17 protein-coding genes are annotated in these 17,428 nt (G+C 60.5%); 6 read left to right on the forward strand and 11 right to left on the reverse strand.

Annotated elements, in window-relative coordinates; genetic code table 11:
* Positions 1 to 122: 122 nt before the first annotated feature.
* Positions 123 to 1,619, reverse strand: a complete 1,497-nt coding sequence (dtpA, locus tag Q9R34_RS02765) for a dipeptide/tripeptide permease DtpA (protein WP_485892298.1) — start codon at positions 1,617 to 1,619, stop codon at positions 123 to 125.
* A 577-nt stretch (positions 1,620 to 2,196) separates the two neighbouring features.
* On the opposite strand from dtpA, the gene Q9R34_RS02770 reads away from it, so the two are divergent.
* Positions 2,197 to 2,895, forward strand: a complete 699-nt coding sequence (locus tag Q9R34_RS02770) for a CTP synthase C-terminal region-related (seleno)protein (protein ID WP_485892299.1) — start codon at positions 2,197 to 2,199, stop codon at positions 2,893 to 2,895.
* Positions 2,896 to 2,919: 24 nt separating this feature from the next.
* On the opposite strand, the gene nth is transcribed toward Q9R34_RS02770, so the two are convergent.
* From nth to ydgT, 9 genes are all read right to left on the reverse strand, one after another.
* A complete protein-coding gene (gene nth, locus Q9R34_RS02775; RefSeq protein WP_434127068.1) occupies positions 2,920 to 3,555 on the reverse strand; it encodes an endonuclease III in 636 nt (211 codons plus the stop codon).
* Complete coding sequence (locus tag Q9R34_RS02780) at positions 3,552 to 4,256, reverse strand: electron transport complex subunit E (RefSeq protein WP_485892301.1); 705 nt, start codon at positions 4,254 to 4,256, stop codon at positions 3,552 to 3,554. The genes nth and Q9R34_RS02780 overlap by 4 nt, the downstream gene beginning before the upstream one ends.
* Positions 4,249 to 4,881, reverse strand: coding sequence for an electron transport complex subunit RsxG (rsxG, locus tag Q9R34_RS02785; protein WP_485892302.1), 633 nt, complete (start codon positions 4,879 to 4,881; stop codon positions 4,249 to 4,251). The genes Q9R34_RS02780 and rsxG overlap by 8 nt, the downstream gene beginning before the upstream one ends.
* A gap of 3 nt (positions 4,882 to 4,884) precedes the next feature.
* A complete protein-coding gene (gene rsxD, locus Q9R34_RS02790) occupies positions 4,885 to 5,943 on the reverse strand; it encodes an electron transport complex subunit RsxD (protein ID WP_485892303.1) in 1,059 nt (352 codons plus the stop codon).
* Entirely contained in the window at positions 5,944 to 8,043 is a 2,100-nt protein-coding gene (rsxC, locus tag Q9R34_RS02795; RefSeq protein ID WP_485892304.1) for an electron transport complex subunit RsxC, read from the reverse strand. It lies immediately after the preceding gene.
* Positions 8,036 to 8,614: an electron transport complex subunit RsxB gene (rsxB, locus tag Q9R34_RS02800; RefSeq protein ID WP_033747391.1), complete on the reverse strand. Its 579-nt coding sequence runs from the start codon at positions 8,612 to 8,614 to the stop codon at positions 8,036 to 8,038. Before rsxB ends, rsxC begins: the two co-directional genes overlap by 8 nt.
* On the reverse strand, positions 8,614 to 9,195 hold the full coding sequence (gene rsxA, locus Q9R34_RS02805; protein WP_033747388.1) for an electron transport complex subunit RsxA: 582 nt from the start codon (positions 9,193 to 9,195) through the stop codon (positions 8,614 to 8,616). The genes rsxB and rsxA overlap by 1 nt, the downstream gene beginning before the upstream one ends.
* Positions 9,196 to 9,318: 123 nt before the next feature.
* Complete coding sequence (locus Q9R34_RS02810; RefSeq protein ID WP_434124873.1) at positions 9,319 to 9,762, reverse strand: DUF2569 domain-containing protein; 444 nt, start codon at positions 9,760 to 9,762, stop codon at positions 9,319 to 9,321.
* A gap of 93 nt (positions 9,763 to 9,855) precedes the next feature.
* Complete coding sequence (gene ydgT, locus Q9R34_RS02815) at positions 9,856 to 10,071, reverse strand: transcription modulator YdgT (RefSeq protein WP_434124874.1); 216 nt, start codon at positions 10,069 to 10,071, stop codon at positions 9,856 to 9,858.
* Between ydgT and Q9R34_RS02820 the strand changes: the two genes are divergently transcribed.
* The 5 genes from Q9R34_RS02820 to yjfF all read left to right on the forward strand — a co-directional run bounded on the left by Q9R34_RS02820 (position 10,070) and on the right by yjfF (position 15,292).
* Positions 10,070 to 10,336 (forward strand): hypothetical protein, encoded by a 267-nt coding sequence (locus Q9R34_RS02820; protein WP_485892306.1) that lies wholly within the window; start codon positions 10,070 to 10,072, stop codon positions 10,334 to 10,336. The two genes, ydgT and Q9R34_RS02820, sit on opposite strands and share 2 nt — an antisense overlap.
* A 438-nt stretch (positions 10,337 to 10,774) precedes the next feature.
* A complete protein-coding gene (gene ytfQ / locus Q9R34_RS02825) occupies positions 10,775 to 11,731 on the forward strand; it encodes a galactofuranose ABC transporter, galactofuranose-binding protein YtfQ (protein WP_434124876.1) in 957 nt (318 codons plus the stop codon).
* A 54-nt stretch (positions 11,732 to 11,785) separates the two neighbouring features.
* Positions 11,786 to 13,306 (forward strand): sugar ABC transporter ATP-binding protein, encoded by a 1,521-nt coding sequence (locus tag Q9R34_RS02830; protein ID WP_485892307.1) that lies wholly within the window; start codon positions 11,786 to 11,788, stop codon positions 13,304 to 13,306.
* A complete protein-coding gene (ytfT, locus tag Q9R34_RS02835; RefSeq protein WP_485892308.1) occupies positions 13,299 to 14,309 on the forward strand; it encodes a galactofuranose ABC transporter, ATP-binding protein YtfT in 1,011 nt (336 codons plus the stop codon). Before Q9R34_RS02830 ends, ytfT begins: the two co-directional genes overlap by 8 nt.
* A complete protein-coding gene (gene yjfF, locus Q9R34_RS02840; RefSeq protein WP_485892310.1) occupies positions 14,306 to 15,292 on the forward strand; it encodes a galactofuranose ABC transporter, permease protein YjfF in 987 nt (328 codons plus the stop codon). Before ytfT ends, yjfF begins: the two co-directional genes overlap by 4 nt.
* A 624-nt stretch (positions 15,293 to 15,916) precedes the next feature.
* On the opposite strand, the gene araA is transcribed toward yjfF, so the two are convergent.
* Positions 15,917 to 17,419, reverse strand: coding sequence for an L-arabinose isomerase (araA, locus tag Q9R34_RS02845; RefSeq protein ID WP_485892311.1), 1,503 nt, complete (start codon positions 17,417 to 17,419; stop codon positions 15,917 to 15,919).
* Positions 17,420 to 17,428: the final 9 nt, after the last annotated feature.

Here is a 17,428-nt window from a genome sequence, read left to right on the forward strand (position 1 = left end):
GGATCATTGCAGCTTAATGCCTCGTCGCCGAATTGCCAGTGACCGCGATCAAGCGTCGGCCCTGACCCGGAAAAGGATAAAAAAAGCCGGGCGCATCGCCCGGCTGCCTGTCACCTGAACGATTAGGCCTCTGCTTTTTGCAGCTCTTCCTGCGGCGTCTGCGCCATGCGGTTCAGCAGCGGCGCGGTCAGCAGCATCAGCACGGCGATCACGCCGGTGACGATGCCGATCTGCTGGAAGACGCTGCTGTAGACGTTCAGCGAAGCGAGCGGATCGGTCACGTTCTCCGGCACGGCCATCAGGCCCGCCACTTTACCGGCGATCATCGCCGCGCCAGCGGTGGTGAGGAACCAGGAGCCCATAATAAAGCCCATCAGGCGTTGCGGCACCAGCTGCGCCACCATCGCCAGACCGAGACCGGAGATCATCAGCTCGCCGATGCTCTGCAGCGCATAGCTGAGGATCAGCCAGTTAACCGAGACGATACCGGCATCCGAGGCGAACTTCGCGCCCAGCGGCAGCACCAGGAAGGCGGCCGAGCAGAGCACCATGCCGATAGCAAATTTAAACGGCATTGGCAGACGGTCGCCCAGCTTGTTGTAGACCGCCGCCAGCAGCGGACTCGCCAGCATAATCCAGAACGGGTTGAGCGCCTGGAACTGCTCGGGTTCGAAGGTAATCCCCAGAATGGTGTGCTCGACGTTGCGAATCGCAAAGAAGTTAAGCGAGGTCGGCATCTGCATATAGAGCACGAAGAAGACAATCGCTTCGACCATCAGCAGAAACGCCACGATCATTTTGCGACGCGCCGCGCCTTTCAGCGAGAAGGCCTCTTTGGCGAAGATCAAGATTATGCCCAGCGCGACCACGCCAAGGGTAATGCGCGCGATAGTCTGGTTATGCAGCAGCCAGGTTGCGATAGCGACCAGCACCACCACGCCCACTAGCGTCATCAGCAGCTTGCTGACGTTAAGCGGCGCGAAGTCCGGCTTCGAACCGTAGTTTTTCACCAGGCCTTTGCAGAACAGGAAGTTGAGCAGGGTGATCACCAGGCCGATGACCGACAGAGAAAACGCTACGCTCCAGCCATATTTCGCCGCCAGCCAGGGGGTCAGCATCATTGAGAAGAGCGAGCCGACGTTGATTGACATGTAGAACATGGTGAAGGCGCCGTCGAGGCGCGGGTCATCTTTCTCGTAACAGGTAGAGAGCAGCGAAGAGGGATTCGCCTTAAACAGCCCGCTGCCTACCGCGATGGTTGCCATGCCGACGTAGACCATGCCGACGTGATGACCGGAGAAGGCCACCAGCGCGTAACCCAGCGCCAGTACGATGACGCCCAGCACGATAACGCGCTTGGTGCCCAGCACTTTATCGCCCAGCCAGCCGCCGATGGCCACCAGACCATAAACCAGCGCGCTAAAAGAGGCGAACAGCGTAATAGAAGCCGCTTCCGACATGCCCAGCTGTTTAACCAGATAAACAGCCATAATGGCCTGCAGGCCGTAGAAACCGAAGCGCTCCCACAACTCAATTGAGAAGATCAGGTAGAAGGCCTTCGGCTGTTTGAACGCATTGAGGCTAACGGCCTCATCGGTGTGTTTGTTTGCAGTTGACACGTGTACCTCAGTTTTTCGCGTACCCTGTTTTACGACAGGAAATAAGTCCGCGTCATGTCAGGATTCCATGCGCGACATTGTTATTAGTAGGGAAAAGCGGCGCCTAATGTGGCTGATAACGCGCATCAGGGCAAGAATTTTTTGAATGCTGAAAAGCCCAAGCTATGTAAGGGATAAAAACCGAACTGACTTTGTTAAGTGGGTTTTAATTTCACCAGAGATCATTCTACCAGAATAAACGTTTGTTTTTCACGGTAAGAGGATAACAATAACCATATAAGCTGCTTGCGGATAATTTAACAGGCAAAGGTATCGCCGTTCGATAATTAACCGGTTTATTATGCCAGAGACAGCGGGTTTATCAGCTAATTTGAACAATAAATCAGCAAAATAGCTTCCAGTAATGAGAACGAATGGATAAAAGTTGATCCTTCGCACAGAATCGCCAATTAATTCATCAAGTAAAAGAAGAAAGCGTTTGCATAGGGAGTCAAAGGCAGAAAAATGCGATTTTTACCGTCTCGACATCAAAATAGCGATCGGCTAACCTCGGTATTTCCATCTACAGGACGTATTCATGGCACCTCTATTAAACCTGGCGCTGGTGGGCGATTACCGTGCCAGCGCCGTTGCGCATCAGGCTATTCCTCTGGCTATCGACCGTGCCGCCGCGCATCTGGGCGTCGTCGTCAGCTTTCGCTGGCACTCTACTGACCAGCTCGGCGATCTGGGCGCCGTGAAAGAGAGCGACGCCGTCTGGGTCGTGCCGGGCAGCCCCTATAAAAACGATGAGGCGGTGTTTGAAACCATTCGCTGGGCGCGAGAACAGCAGCACCCGTTTCTCGGCTCCTGCGGCGGTTTTCAGTATGCGGTGATTGAGTATGCCCGCAACGTGCTGGGCTGGCAGGATGCGAATCACGCCGAGACCGACGAGGGCGGCCGTATGGTTATCGCCCCGCTCAGCTGTTCGCTGGTGGAGCAGCGGGGCGAAGTCAGGTTCGCGCCGGGTTCGCGCATCGCCGAGGCCTATGGCGCGCAGTCAAGCGATGAGGGCTACCACTGTAATTTCGGCGTTAACCCCGCCTTCAGCGAGGCGCTGGAAGGAGAGAATCTGCGTATCACCTCCTGGGATGCTTCAGGCGATGTGCGCGGCATTGAGCTGACCGATCACCCTTTCTTTGTCGCAACGCTGTTCCAGTCGGAGCGGGCGGCGCTGCAGGGGAAAGATTCGCCGCTGGTGATCGCCTGGCTGCAGGCGGCGCTGGCAGGGCGCTAGCGTATCACGGGCGCGACGCGCCCGTTAGATTTCCGTCTTGTCGGGGAACTCGCACAGATCTTCAATCAGGCAGGCGCCGCAGCGCGGCTTGCGCGCGACGCAGGTGTAGCGGCCATGCAGGATTAGCCAGTGGTGACAGTCCACCTTAAACTCGGCGGGCACGACTTTCAGCAGCTTCGCCTCTACCTCTTCCACGTTCTTGCCTGGCGCGAAGCGGGTGCGGTTGCTGACGCGGAAAATGTGGGTATCCACGGCGATGGTCGGCCAGCCGAAAGCGGTGTTCAGCACCACGTTGGCCGTTTTGCGCCCGACGCCTGGCAGCGCCTCCAGCGCGGCGCGATCTTCCGGCACCTCGCCGCCGTGCTGCTCCAGCAGAATACGGCAGGTCTTGATCACATTCTCAGCTTTGCTGTTAAACAGGCCGATCGTCTTGATATGCTCCTTTACGCCCTCTACGCCCAGCGCCAGCATCGCGGCGGGGGTATTCGCTACCGGATAGAGCTTCGCGGTCGCCTTATTGACGCTGACGTCGGTTGCCTGCGCCGACAGCAGCACGGCAATCAGCAGCTCGAACGGGGAGGTAAAATTGAGTTCGGTGGTGGGATGCGGGTTATTGTCCCGCAGCCGGGTAAGGATTTCTCTGCGTTTCGCCTGATTCACACCGCTTTCCCTGCAGGCGCGTGCGGCGCGGCCGCCGCTGCTTCAGCGTCGCGGCGGGCGGCGCGCTGTTTCAGTTTCTGATCGATCAGGTATTTCGCGGCCAGCAGCATGCCGAGGCCGATAAAAGCGCCTGGCGGCAGCATCGCCAGCAGCATCGGCGAGTCGAAGTGCACCACCTCAATGCGCAGCGCCCTGGCCCAGGAGCCGAGCAGCTGATCCGCGCCGTTAAACAAGGTGCCGCTGCCGATCAGCTCGCGAATCGAACCCAGGGTAACCATGGCGCAGGTGGCGCCCATGCCGATGGCGAAACCATCCAGCGCCGCAAGGGGAATGCTGCTTTTTGAAGCGACCGCTTCGGCGCGGCCGACCACGATGCAGTTGGTGACGATCAGCGGAATAAAGATGCCGAGCGACTCATACAGGCCATAGGCGTAGGCGTTGATCAGCATCTGCACGCAGCTCACCACCGAGGCGATGATCATCACGTAGATTGGAATGCGGATTTCCGACGGCACCCAGCGGCGCGAGGCGGAAATGGCGCTGTTGGTAATGGTCAGCACCAGCGTGGTCGCCAGGCCGAGCCCCAGCGCGTTGGTCGCCGTCGAGGTGACGGCCAGCAGCGGGCAGAGCCCCAGCAGCTGCACCAGCGCCGAGTTGTTTTTCCACAGGCCGCCTACCAGCAGGTTTTTGGCTTCACTCATTTGCGTCTCCACATTCGGGCAGCGACGAGACGTTGCCGCTCAGCGTTTCAATCAGTAGCGCGGCGCGCTTAGTGGCGTTCACCACCGCGCGCGGCGTAATGGTGGCGCCGGTAAACTGGTCAAACTCGCCGCCATCTTTCTTTACCGCAAAGGCTTTGTCATCGGCGCCGTGCACCACTTTGCCGTTGAAGCTGTTAATCCAGTCTGAAACCCGCAGCTCGATCTTATCGCCAAGGCCGGGGGTTTCGTGATGTTCAATAACGCGTACGCCCAGCACCTTACCGTGGAAATCGGCGCCGACCAGCATCTGTATCGCACCAGAATAGCCATCCGGGGCGGTGGTCTCAAGCGCGGCCGCTACGGGCAGATCCCCTTTGCGCGCCAGATAGAGGTGGTGGGGCGCGGCGTTGCCCAGCGCGGCATTGGTGACAAGGTAACATTCGCGCTGGATCTGATTATCGTACAGATCGACCGGCACCACCTGATCCAGCAGGTTTTTCTGGTTCAGCGCGGTCTGATGGGCAATGGTCGGTTTGGTCACGTAGTTCACCACGGCGGTCAAGCCGGTGGTGAACACCGCGAACAGCGCCAGGGTAACGGCGTTTTTACGGATAGTCTCAAGCATCGATCACTCCTTGCGATGGCCGTAGACGCGCGGCTGCGTGTAGTAATCGATGAGCGGCACGCAGATATTCGCCAGCAGCACGGCAAAGGCGACGCCGTCGGGATAGCCGCCGAAGCTGCGGATCAGCCACACCAGCAGACCGATCAGCGCGCCGTAGAGCAGACGTCCGCGGTTGGTGGTGGAGGCGGTCACCGGATCGGTGGCGATAAAAAACGCGCCGAGCATGGTGGCGCCGGAAAAGAGGTGGATCAGCGGCGTATTCAGGCTCTCCGGCGAGATTAGCCAGCCCAGCGTGGCGCAGACCCCCAGCGACAGCAGCATCGCCGCTGGAATATGCCAGCGAATGGCGTTTTTCCACAGCAGGAACAGGCCGCCGACCAGATAGCCAAGGTTGATCCACTGCCAGCCGAGGCCGGCCAGCACGCCGGTATAGATCGGCTGCGCCAGCAGCTGCTCCGCGCTGTGCCCGGCGCGCAGGCCGGTTTTGAAGGTATCCAGCGGCGTCGCCTGGCTGACGCCGTCAACGCCGAGCTGCAGCTGCTGCATGGTATCGCCCGCCAGCGTATGGCCGGTAAAGATCATGCTCAGTGAGTCGAGCAGGCCGGGCTTCACCGCCTGCAGCGCGTCGGGCGGCAGCCAGCTGGTCATCTGCACCGGGAAGGAGATCAGCAGCACTACATAGCCGACCATTGCCGGATTGAAAGGGTTTTGCCCAAGACCGCCGTAGAGCTGTTTAGCGATCACGATAGCGAACAGGGTGCCGATGACCACCAGCCACCAGGGCGCAAGCGGCGGCAGGCTGATGCCGATAAGCACGGCGGTCAGCAGCGCGGAGTTATCCGCCAGGCTGGGCGCTATCGGCGCCTTGCGCAGCCGCAGGATGGCCGCTTCCGCCAGCCACGCGGTCAGGACCGCCAGCAGCACCTGCAGCACGCTGCCGTAGCCAAAGAAATACCACTGCGCGGCGAAGCCGGGAACCGCCGCCAGCACCACCAGCAACATAATGTTGCCGGTGCTGCGACGGTTATGGGTATAGGGAGAGCTTGCGATACGAAAAGCCATTTATTCCTCAAACGTCGACGGCGGCTGCGCTTTACGCGCTTTCGCCCGGGCGATAGCGGCAGCGACCGCTGCCTTACGCGCGTCATCCGACGGACGCGCATCACGGTTTGCAACGTCGAGGGTCACGACGTCCTTTTCTGATGCCTGCGCGGCAGCGGCTTTCTTCGCTTTGGCGCGGGCGATGGCGGCTTCAACCGCCGCCTTGCGCGGGTCGACCGCTGGCGCGTCGTTGACCGGCTGCACCTCTTCGGTCGACGTGCCCGCCGCGGCCTGCGCCGCTTCCGCTTTCTTCGCTTTGGCGCGGGCGATGGCGGCTTCAACTGCCGCCTTGCGCGGGTCGGCCGGCGGCGCGTCGTCGACCGGCTGTACTTCTTCGGTCGGCGTGCCTGCCGCGGCCTGCGCCGCTTCCGCTTTCTTCGCTTTGGCGCGGGCGATGGCGGCTTCCACCGCCGCCTTGCGCGGATCGTCCGTCTGGCGGGTTACCGGCTGGGTTTCCGCCTGCGCTTCCGCCTGACGCAGATGCGCCTGCGCATGACGCGCCTGACGCTGCGCCTCTTCCACCGCCGGATCGACCACGCCCGCCGCCTGGCGTTTCGCCATCACGCGTTCGCGGGCGGCAGCCAGCTCGCCTTCGTCGCTGCGCGCCACGCGCTGCTTCGCCTGTTCATGCTTCGCTTCGCGCGCCAGCTTCTCACGTTCCAGACGCGCCTGGCGCGCCTCGAAGCGCGCTTTCGCTTCAGCGGTGCGCTTCGCTTCAAGATCGATGGCGCGCAGCTCCGCCTTCTCCTGACGGTAGTACTGCACCAGCGGAATATTGCTCGGGCAGACATAGGCGCAGGCGCCGCACTCAATGCAGTCATCGATATGGTGGGCGCGCGCTTTATCGTGATCGCCGCCCTGGCTGTACCAGTAGAGCTGCTGCGGCAGCAGTTTCGCCGGGCAGGCGTCGGCGCAGGCGGAGCAGCGTATACAGGACTGCTCTTCGTCGTTGTTGCCCATTTCGCTGACGGAGGGCGCGAGGATGCAGTTGGTGATCTTCACTACCGGCACATCGAGCGACGGCAGGGTAAAGCCCATCAGCGGGCCGCCCATAATTACCATCTGACGCGGCGCGGGCGTAAAGCCGACCTGATGCAGCAGATGGCTGACAGGGGTGCCGATACGGCTCCAGACGTTGCGCGGCTGCGCGATCGCCTCGCCGGTCAGGGTCACCACGCGCTCGGTCAGCGGCTCGCCGTCAATCACCGCGCGTTTCACCGCCCAGGCGGTGCCGACGTTCTGCATCAGCACGCCAATATCGGTAGAGCGTCCGCCGTGCGGCACTTCCAGTCCGGTAAGAATTTTGGTGAGCTGCTTCGCGCCGCCGGAGGGATATTTGGTCGGAATCACGCGGATTTGCAGATCGCGCTCGCCGCCCAGCGCCCGCTTCAGCGCGGCAATCGCTTCCGGCTTGTTGTCTTCGATGCCGATCAGCACGCGCTCGGCCTGCAGCACCCAGGCGAGGATGCTGCTGCCTTCCAGCACTTCGGCGGCATAATCCTGCATCAGGCGATCGTCGGCGGTGATGTAGGGCTCGCACTCGGCGGCGTTGATAATCAGGGTTTTTACCCCGCGCAGGCCGCCGCGCAGCTTGGTGCCGGTAGGGAAGCCCGCGCCGCCAAGGCCGGCAACGCCCGCGTCATGAATGCGCTGCACGACGGCGGCGCGCTCGCGCTGGCGATAGTCCGCCATCGGCTCAAGCAGCGTCCAGCGATCCTCGCCGTCCGGCGACATAAAAATGCACAGCTCCGACAGCCCGGAGGGGTGGGCGGTCATATGCTGGCCAATGGCGTCAATGGTGCCGGAGGTCGGCGCGTGCACCGGCAGCATCCGGCCGTTGCCGAACGTCAGCGGCTGGCCGCGCAGCACGCGATCGCCCGGCGCGACGCAAATCTCGCCCTCATGGCCGATATGCTGCTTCAGCGGGATAATAAAGCGGTCTGGCAGCGGCAGCTGACTCAGCGGCGTGCCGTTCGACTGGGTTTTCATTTCCGGCGGATGAATGCCGCCCTCGAAATCCCACAGCTTCTCTTTACGAAAGATATTCAACAGATTAAGCATGACTTTCTACCGGGATCACCCGTACAGGAATGGTTTCAAGATCCCATTTCCAGTTAGCGGTAGTGGTCGCCACTGGACGCATCTCGATGCAGTCGGTGGGACAGGGGGCGACGCAGAGGTCGCAGCCGGTGCAGACATCGCTGAGCACGGTATGCATGGCGCGCGTTGCGCCGACAATAGCGTCGACCGGACAGGCCTGGATGCACTTGGTGCAGCCGATGCAGTTCGCCTCATCGATCCAGGCGACGGTGCGCACCGGCTCTTTCGCCGTTTCGTCGCCGTCAATCGGCTGCGGGTCGACATTCAGCAGCGCCGCCAGCTTGAGCATGGTCTGCTCGCCGCCCGGCGCGCATTTATTAATCGCCTCGCCGTTATTGCCCACCGCGTCCGCATAGGGGCGGCAGCCAGGATAGCCGCACTGGCCGCACTGGCTTTGCGGCAGCAGCTCGTCGATCTGCTCGACGATGGGATCTTCTTCGACTTCGAAGCGGCGCGAGGCGTAGCCCAGCAGGGCGCCGAACACCAGGCTCAGCGCGCTCAGAACGATAATAGCAATCCAGATCGCGCTCATCAGAATTTTACCAGACCGGTAAAGCCCATAAACGCCAGCGCCATCAGGCCAGCGGTCACCAGCGCAATAGAGGAGCCTTTAAAGGGCGCAGGCACGTTTGCCAGCACCAGACGTTCGCGCATGCCGGCGAACAGCACCATCACCAGCGAAAAACCGAGCGAGGCGCTGAAGCCGTAAAGCGCCGCCTGCAGAAAAGTATGATTAAGGTTGACGCTGAGCAGCGGCACGCCGAGCACCGCACAGTTGGTGGTGATCAGCGGCAGAAAGATGCCGAGCAGTCGGTAGAGCGACGGACTGGTTTTACGCACCACCATTTCGGTGAACTGCACGACGACGGCGATCACCAGGATATAGGCCATGGTGCGCAGGTAGACAAGGTCGAGCGGCACCAGTATCAGGTGGTTCACCAGCCAGGCGCAAATCGACGCCAGCGTAATGACGAACGTGGTCGCCAGGCCCATGCCGATCGCCGTTTCCAGTTTTTTGGAAACGCCCATAAAGGGACAGAGGCCAAGAAATTTCACCAGAACGAAGTTGTTCACCAGCACAGTGCCTACAAACAGCAGCAGATAATCGGTCATTTTTTCGCCATTGATTCGGAAAGCGGCCCATTATCTGTGATCTGTGACGCTATCTCAACCACTGCGCGAAACGCAGTGCGCAGTTTCGCACTCAGGATTAAATTGTTGACGAAACTCACGGCGTTACGGCTGGACAAAGGTCGATTTCACCCGCTGAGAGCGTTTGAAATAGGGCACGAACACTGCCGCGGCCAGCAGCGCCAGCAGCAGGGTCTGAGCCGCCTTGCCGTCGGAGACCGGCGTGAAAGCGAAGGTCTTCAGCGCCAGCAGCAGCGTGACCAGCAGCCAGATAATGTAGTGGCGCGGCAGACGGCGCGAACGTTTGCAGAACATCCAGCAGACCCAGAGGCTGTAGAGCCAGACGGCGAGCGCGGTCAGCAGGGAGATCGCCCAGTTGGTGACCAGCATGCCGCCGTGCGAAAAGAGCGTAGCGCGCCATACCGGATTAAACAGGGGGCTGAGATACATCGCCAGCACCATCGCGCTGGTGAGCATCATCATTATCAGCCAGGCGAGCGGCACAAGCAGCCAGCCGCCCAGACGCGGCGCGGTCACCGATTCATTCATGGGGAGATCCTGTTGCGACAAGGAGAGCGGGAGAGAATAACACGTTCTGACAGGGCCTGCCTGCGCAGAAGCGGCAGGCCTGATAAGCGTTAATCAGACCACGTAGCGCCACACCGTTTTCGGCACGCAGCCCAGGTCGTAGAGTCGTCCACCGGACGCCAGCTCAGCGCGTCGGTGATCCGCCGCGCGGTACATATTGATAATCTCGCGGTCATCGGTAAGCGAGTAGTTAAGGTGATCGTAGAGTTTTTCCAGACTTTCCAGGTTGTTCACTTTGCGAAATTTGAGCAGGTAATCTTGCGCAGTCATGATTGCCATTATGAGAGAGAACAGAGAAGCGGTCAGTATAGGGGGCAGGCGCGGGCTGTCCAGCGACTTATTCTGGAAAAAAGAGAAATTCTTAATTTTTGTTTATCAATGCGCTAAAAAACCCACTTTTTATAGCCCGTGTCTCCATAAAGCGAAACGGCAAAAATCTGGCGTGCCGCTTTTAGCGCTGCGCCGCTGCGCTAACCGGCGCCAGGGCAGGAGAGAGGCGTTACTGCTCTTCTTCAGGCAAAATCCGCTGCGCTAAGGGGATAAAAAGAGCACGAATAACGTCCGGCGCTGCGTTGGCTGGATCAAAGCCGGTAATATCCTCTTTTTAGCTTTTTTATCCCCTGCGCTGAGGGCGAGGCACTGCGCCGCCTGCGGCGCGCCACTGTGCGGAAAATCACAAAATCACTATCTCGCCTGCATAACAGGCGGTGACCAATGTTTACGTATTATTGTAATCGCTTCCAGAGGAAGATTTCATAAGCGATTCTGTTTATTACATTTATTTAACCAGCACATTTAAATAACGCAGTCGTTTTGTCCATGAACGCTACCTCGGCAGACTGCCATACCTGCACGTAACCCCTTTAATTTGAACCGATTTGTGAGGCGCGTCGCCCTTATTCACGCCGATTTACGCCAGGCTAAACGGGCTCTTTACCCTTACTCGCAAAAGCCCTTCAGAGGAATGCAAACTATGTGGAAACGTTTACTTTTGACCAGTCTGGTCAGCGCCGCCTTAGCCGCGCCGGTCATGGCGGCAGACCTGACGGTCGGCTTCTCTCAGGTCGGCTCCGAATCGGGCTGGCGCGCAGCGGAAACGAACGTGGCGAAAAGCGAAGCGGCGAAACGCGGCATCACGCTGAAAATTGCCGACGGCCAGCAGAAACAAGAGAACCAGATCAAGGCGGTACGCTCGTTCATCGCGCAGGGCGTCGACGCGATTTTTATCGCGCCAGTGGTGCAGACCGGCTGGGAGCCGGTGCTGGAAGAAGCGAAAGACGCCAAAATCCCGGTCTTCCTGCTCGACCGCGCCATCGTAGTGAAAGATAAATCGCTCTATATGACGGTGGTCACCGCTGACAACGTGCTGGAAGGCAAGCTGATTGGTGACTGGCTGGTGAAAACCGTCGGCGACAAGCCGTGCAACGTGGTCGAGCTGCAGGGCACCGTGGGGGCCAGCGTCGCCATCGATCGCAAGAAAGGCTTTGCCGAGGCGATCGCCGGGCATCCCAATATCAAGGTGGTGCGCTCGCAGTCAGGCGACTTTACCCGCAGCAAGGGCAAAGAGGTGATGGAGAGCTTTATCAAGGCGGAAAATAACGGCAAAAACATCTGCATGGTTTACGCCCATAACGACGATATGGCGATCGGCGCGATTCAGGCGATCAAAGAGGCGGGGCTCAAGCCCGGCAAAGATATTCTCACCGGCTCAATCGACGGCGTGCCCGATATCTATAAGGCGATGCTGGCAGGCGAGGCCAACGCCAACGTCGAGCTCACGCCGAATATGGCAGGCCCGGCGTTTGACGCGCTGGAGAAGTTCAAAAAAGACGGCACGCTACCGCCGAAGATCACCAAAACCGAAACCCGGCTTTTTCTGCCAGCCGATGCACAGGCGCAGCTGGATTTGAAAAAGGGCATGGGTTACTGAGCCGCGAGCCGCTCTCCGGAGCGGCTTTTTATCTGTTGAGGCGGGGCTGACAAGATGATTAGGCACAATGACGATACGCTGCTCACCATCAGCGGCGTCAGCAAAGGGTTTCCCGGCGTGAAGGCGCTGGACAACGTGTCGTTTAGCGTGCGCAAAGGCGAGATCATGGCGCTGCTGGGCGAAAACGGCGCGGGCAAGTCGACGCTGATTAAGGTGCTGACCGGAGTCTACAGCCGCGACGCGGGCACGCTGACGCTAAACGGGCAGACCATTGCGCCGCGGAGCACAGCCGATGCGCAAAAGGTGGGCATTGGTACCGTGTATCAGGAGGTCAATCTGCTACCCAATATGTCGGTGGCAGACAACCTGTTTATCGGGCGCGAGCCGCGCCGCTTCGGCATGGTCGATCGCCGCAAAATGGTGCGCGATGCCGACGCGCTGATGCGCAATTACGGTTTTATTCTCGACGTGACGCGTCCGCTGGGGCACTACTCGGTGGCGATGCAGCAGATTATCGCCATCTGCCGTGCGGTCGATCTCTCGGCGCAGGTGCTGATCCTCGACGAGCCGACCGCCAGTCTCGACGCCAGCGAAGTGGAGATGCTCTTCACCCTGATGGCGCAGCTGAAGGCGAAGGGGATGAGCCTGATTTTTGTCACGCACTTTCTCGATCAGGTTTACCGCATTACCGACCGGATCACGGTGCTGCGCAACGGCCAGTTTATCGCCACGCGCGACACCGCCACGCTGCCGCAGATTGAGCTGATCAAGCTGATGCTGGGGCGCGAACTGCTGGAGACCGCCCTACAGCGCCAGGGCAGCACGCTGCGCAGCAACCAGCCGGTAGCGTCGTTTTGCGACTACGGTAAGAAGGGCACCATTGAGCCTTTCGACCTTGAGGTGCGCCCGGGAGAAGTGGTGGGTCTGGCTGGTCTGCTCGGCTCCGGACGCACCGAGACCGCCGAGGTGCTGTTCGGCATTCGCCGGCCCGATCGCGGCACGGCGACCATTAAAGGCAAACCCCAGACGATCCGCTCGCCCGCGCAGGCGTCGCGGCTCGGTATCGGTTTTTGTCCTGAGGATCGCAAGACCGACGGCATTATCGGCGCCGCCTCGGTGCGCGAAAATATTATCCTGGCGCTGCAGGCGCAGCGCGGCTGGCTGCGGCCGATTAAGCGGCGCGAGCAGCAGGCGATCGCCGAGCGCTTTATTAAGAGCCTCGGCATTCGCACGCCGCACGCCGAGCAGCCGGTGGAGCTGCTTTCCGGCGGCAATCAGCAGAAGGTGCTGCTGTCGCGCTGGCTGGTGACCAAACCGCAGTTTCTGATCCTAGACGAACCCACGCGCGGCATTGACGTCGGCGCCCACGCCGAGATTATTCGCCTGATTGAATCGCTCTGCGCCGACGGTCTGGCGCTGCTGGTGATCTCGTCCGAGCTGGAGGAGCTGGTGGGCTACGCCGATCGCGTGGTGATTATGCGCGACCTGAAGCAGGTGGCGGAGATCCCGCTTGAGCAGCTTTCGGTGGCGTCGATTGTGAACGCCATCGCGGACGGAGGGGCACAACATGCTTGAATCCCATATGACGAAGCCAGAACGCCGTAAGTTTCGCCTGCCGCCGGGCCTGCCGCAGATCGCCGCGCTGATTCTGGTGCTGCTGGTAGATAGCCTGGTGGCGAAAAATTTTTTCGCCGTGCATCTGCAGGAGGGCCGTCTGTTCGGCAGCCCGATCGATATTCTTAACCGTGCCGCGCCGGTGGCGCTGCTGGCGATCGGCATGACGCTGGTGATCGCCACCGGCGGTATCGATCTTTCGGTCGGCGCGGTGATGGCGATTGCGGGCGCGACCGCCGCCACCCTGACGGTGTCGGGCCATAGCCTGACCGCGGTGATTTTCTCCGCGCTGGGCGCCGGCCTGCTGTGCGGGCTCTGGAACGGCGTGCTGGTGGCGCTGCTGCACATTCAGCCGTTTGTCGCCACGCTGATTTTGATGGTGGCGGGGCGCGGCATCGCGCAGCTGATTACCCAGGGGCAGATTGTCACCTTTGACAGCGCGGCGCTCGGCTGGCTGGGCAGCGGGTCGCTCTGGCTGCTGCCGGTGCCGGTGTGGATTACCCTGGCGGCGGCAGTGCTGGTCTGGCTGCTGACGCGCAAGACGGCGCTCGGGCTGTTTATTGAGGCGGTAGGGATTAACCTGCGCGCCGCGCGCAACGCGGGCGTGACCGGCTGGCTGGTGGTGATGTCCACCTATGTGATCAGCGGGCTCTGCGCGGCGGTGGCGGGGCTGATCGTGACCGCCGATATTCGCGGCGCGGATGCCAATAACGCCGGTCTGTGGCTGGAGCTGGATGCGGTTCTCGCGGTGGTGATCGGCGGCGCCTCGCTGATGGGCGGCCGTTTTAATCTGGTGCTGTCGCTGATCGGCGCGCTGATTATTCAGGCGATGAATACCGGCATTTTGCTGTCCGGTTTTCCGCCGGAGCTGAATCAGGTGGTGAAGGCGGTGGTGGTGATGGGCGTGCTGCTGCTGCAGTCGCCGCGCTTTCTGGCGATGTTGAAACGGAGACGGCCTCAATGATTAAACGTCATCTTCCCCTGATGATTACGCTGCTGGTGTTTGTCGCTGGCTATCTGTTCTGTCTGAGCCAGTTTCCCGGCTTCGCCTCGACGCGCGTGATCTGCAATATCCTGACCGATAACGCTTTTCTGGGCATTATCGCCGTCGGCATGACCTTTGTGATCCTCTCCGGCGGTATCGATCTGTCGGTGGGCGCGGTGATCGCCTTTACCGGCGTGTTTCTGGCGCGCGCCATCGGCGATTTGCATATTCATCCGCTGCTGGCGTTCGCCATTATTCTGGCCGCGGGCGCGCTGTTTGGCGCCATGATGGGCTGGCTGATCGACGCGCTGAAGATCCCGGCGTTTATTATTACCCTGGCGGGGATGTTTTTTCTGCGCGGCTGTAGCTATCTGGTGTCGGAGAATTCGATTCCCATCGATCATCCGCTCTACGCCACGCTCTCCAGCCTGGCGTGGAAGGTGCCGGGCGGCGGGCGTCTGAGTTTGCTGGCGTTGGTGATGCTGGTGGTGGTGGCGGGCGGCATTTTGCTGGCGCACCGCACGCGCTTCGGCAATCAGGTTTATGCGGTCGGCGGCAGCGTGACCTCGGCGCAGCTGATGGGCATCTCCACGCGCGCTACCACAATTCGCATTTATATGCTGTCGACGACGCTGGCGACGCTGGCGGGCATTGTGTTCTCGATTTATACCTCAGCGGGTTATGCGCTGGCGGGGCTGGGCGTCGAGCTGGATGCTATCGCCTCGGTGGTGATCGGCGGCACGCTGCTTTCCGGCGGCGTCGGGACGGTGCTGGGCACGCTGTTTGGCGTGCTGATTCAGGGGCTGATTCAGACCTGGATTAATTTCGACGGTACGCTGAGCTCCTGGTGGACCAAGATCGCCATCGGTATTTTGCTGTTTGCGTTTATCGCGCTGCAGCGTCTGCTGACGGTGATGTGGGATCGGCAGAAGAATGCGCCGGTGAAGCGGATAGCGACCTAATCGGTCGGATGCGAGTTAAGCCGCCTGCGGGCGGCTTTTTGTTTTAGGAGTGGCGGCGAGAATGTGCGGCGTGAAAGGGGATTCGGCCCGATCGCAAAGGATTCCCGCATCCATGCGGATCGGCCTCGCCATCCTGGCTCGGACGCTTTGCTCTTCGGGCAGAACCCCCTTCCACGCATGGGCATTTTTATGGCGGTTTAAACCACCGTATTCATGCCGGTCGGGCTCGCCCACAAATGGGTCAATGCTACGCGCTGTTCAAAACGCTCCCGGCGTTTTTGTCCATGTCTCAGATGCTTTGTTCCTGGAGCTGAACTTACCTACAGGAATTAGCCTTCATGGCTATTTAAACAAACCGCACAGAGGTTCATGAAGGAGGGAGGATGGGCAGTAGAGTGAAGCGTCCGAGCCATGGACAAAAACGCCGGGAGCGTTTTTGAACAACGCATAGCGTTGGCCCGCTTGCGGGCGAGCCCCAGGGATGGGGCGAGTAAGGCGAGGCCGAGGCTCCAGGGATGGATTTACGCCGTCTTCACGGAACTGCCCATCTTCCCGACTGGGCAGCTCGGTTTTCCTGACAGCGCCGTTTTAATAAGCTGGCGCTGTTTTCTCTCAAACTACAATTTAGCGTTTCGAGCGGTAATAGACCTCATTCCAGCGCAGCGCGTCTTTAAACGCCGGCAGTCGCGTGTGCTCGTCAATCACCAGCACTTCGATGTCGTTCATCTCGCCGTAAAGATACATATCTTCCAGCGTCAGCGCCTGGCTGAACACCGTGTGGTGCGCGCCGCCGCCCAGAATCCAGGACTCTGACGCCACGGACAGCGACGGCTGGGCACGCCACAGCGCGCGCGCCACCGGCAGCTTCGGCAGCGGCTTCGGCTGCTCAATGGCATCAACCACGTTCACCAGCAGGCGGAAACGGTCGCCCATATCGATCACGCTGGCGTTAACCGCGCGTCCGGCCGGCGTTGAGAAGATCAGGCGCGCCGGATCCGCTTTGCCGCCAATGCCGAGGAACTGCACGTCGATCAGCGGCTTCTCCTCTTTGGCGATGGAGGGGCAGACCTCCAGCATATGCGAGCCTAGAACCAGGTCGTTGCCGGGCGAGAAGTGATAGGTGTAGTCCTCCATAAAGGAGGTGCCGCCAGGACGATCGCCCGCCAGCACTTTGAAAATGCGCAGCAGCGCGGCGGTTTTCCAGTCGCCTTCGCCGGCGAAACCGTAGCCCTGGCCCATCAGGCGCTGCACCGCCAGCCCGGGAAGCTGCGTCATGCCGTGCAGCGTCTGGAAGTTGGTGGTGAAGGCTTTGCAGCCCTCGTCGTCGAGGAAGCGCTTAATGCCGATCTCAATACGCGCCGCGTCGAGCACGTTCTGGCGCTTCTCGCCGCCGCTGGCCGCCACGTCGCTAAAGCGATAAAGACTTTCATACTCGTCGATCAGCGCGTTGACCTCGCCGTCGCTGACCTGGTTGATCACCTCAACCAGATCGCCGACGCCCCAGCCGTTGACCGCATAGCCGAACTGGATCTGCGCCGCAACTTTATCCCCTTCGGTCACGGCTACTTCGCGCATATTGTCGCCAAAGCGCGCCACTTTCAGCTGCTGGCTGCTCTGCTTCGCGAAGGCGGCGCGCATCCAGTTGCCGATGCGCTGCTGGCTCGCCGCATCCTGCCAGTGGCCGGTGATGACGCTGTGCTGCAGCCCCATGCGCGCACCGATAAAACCGAACTCGCGGCCGCCGTGCGCGGTCTGGTTCAGGTTCATAAAGTCCATATCCATGCTGTCCCACGGGATCTCCGCGTTGAACTGGGTATGGAACTGCAGCAGCGGCTTGTTCAGCACGCTGAGCCCGCCGATCCACATTTTGGCGGGCGAGAAGGTGTGCAGCCAGGTGATGATACCGACGCAGTTGCTGTCGTGGCTGGCGTCGCGGCAGAGCGCCAGCGCTTCATCTGGCGACTTCACCAGCGGTTTGGCGATAAGCTTTAACGGCAAGGCGGCAGAGGCGTTCAGGCCCTCGACCACCTGGCGCGCATGCTCTTCCACCTGACGCAGGGTTTCTGCGCCGTAAAGATGCTGGGTGCCAATCACAAACCATACGCTGTGCGCGTTGTACTGATCCATAAAACCACT

This window comes from Enterobacter sp. BRE11 (genome assembly GCF_031844285.1).
Taxonomy (GTDB): Bacteria; Pseudomonadota; Gammaproteobacteria; order Enterobacterales; family Enterobacteriaceae; genus Pantoea.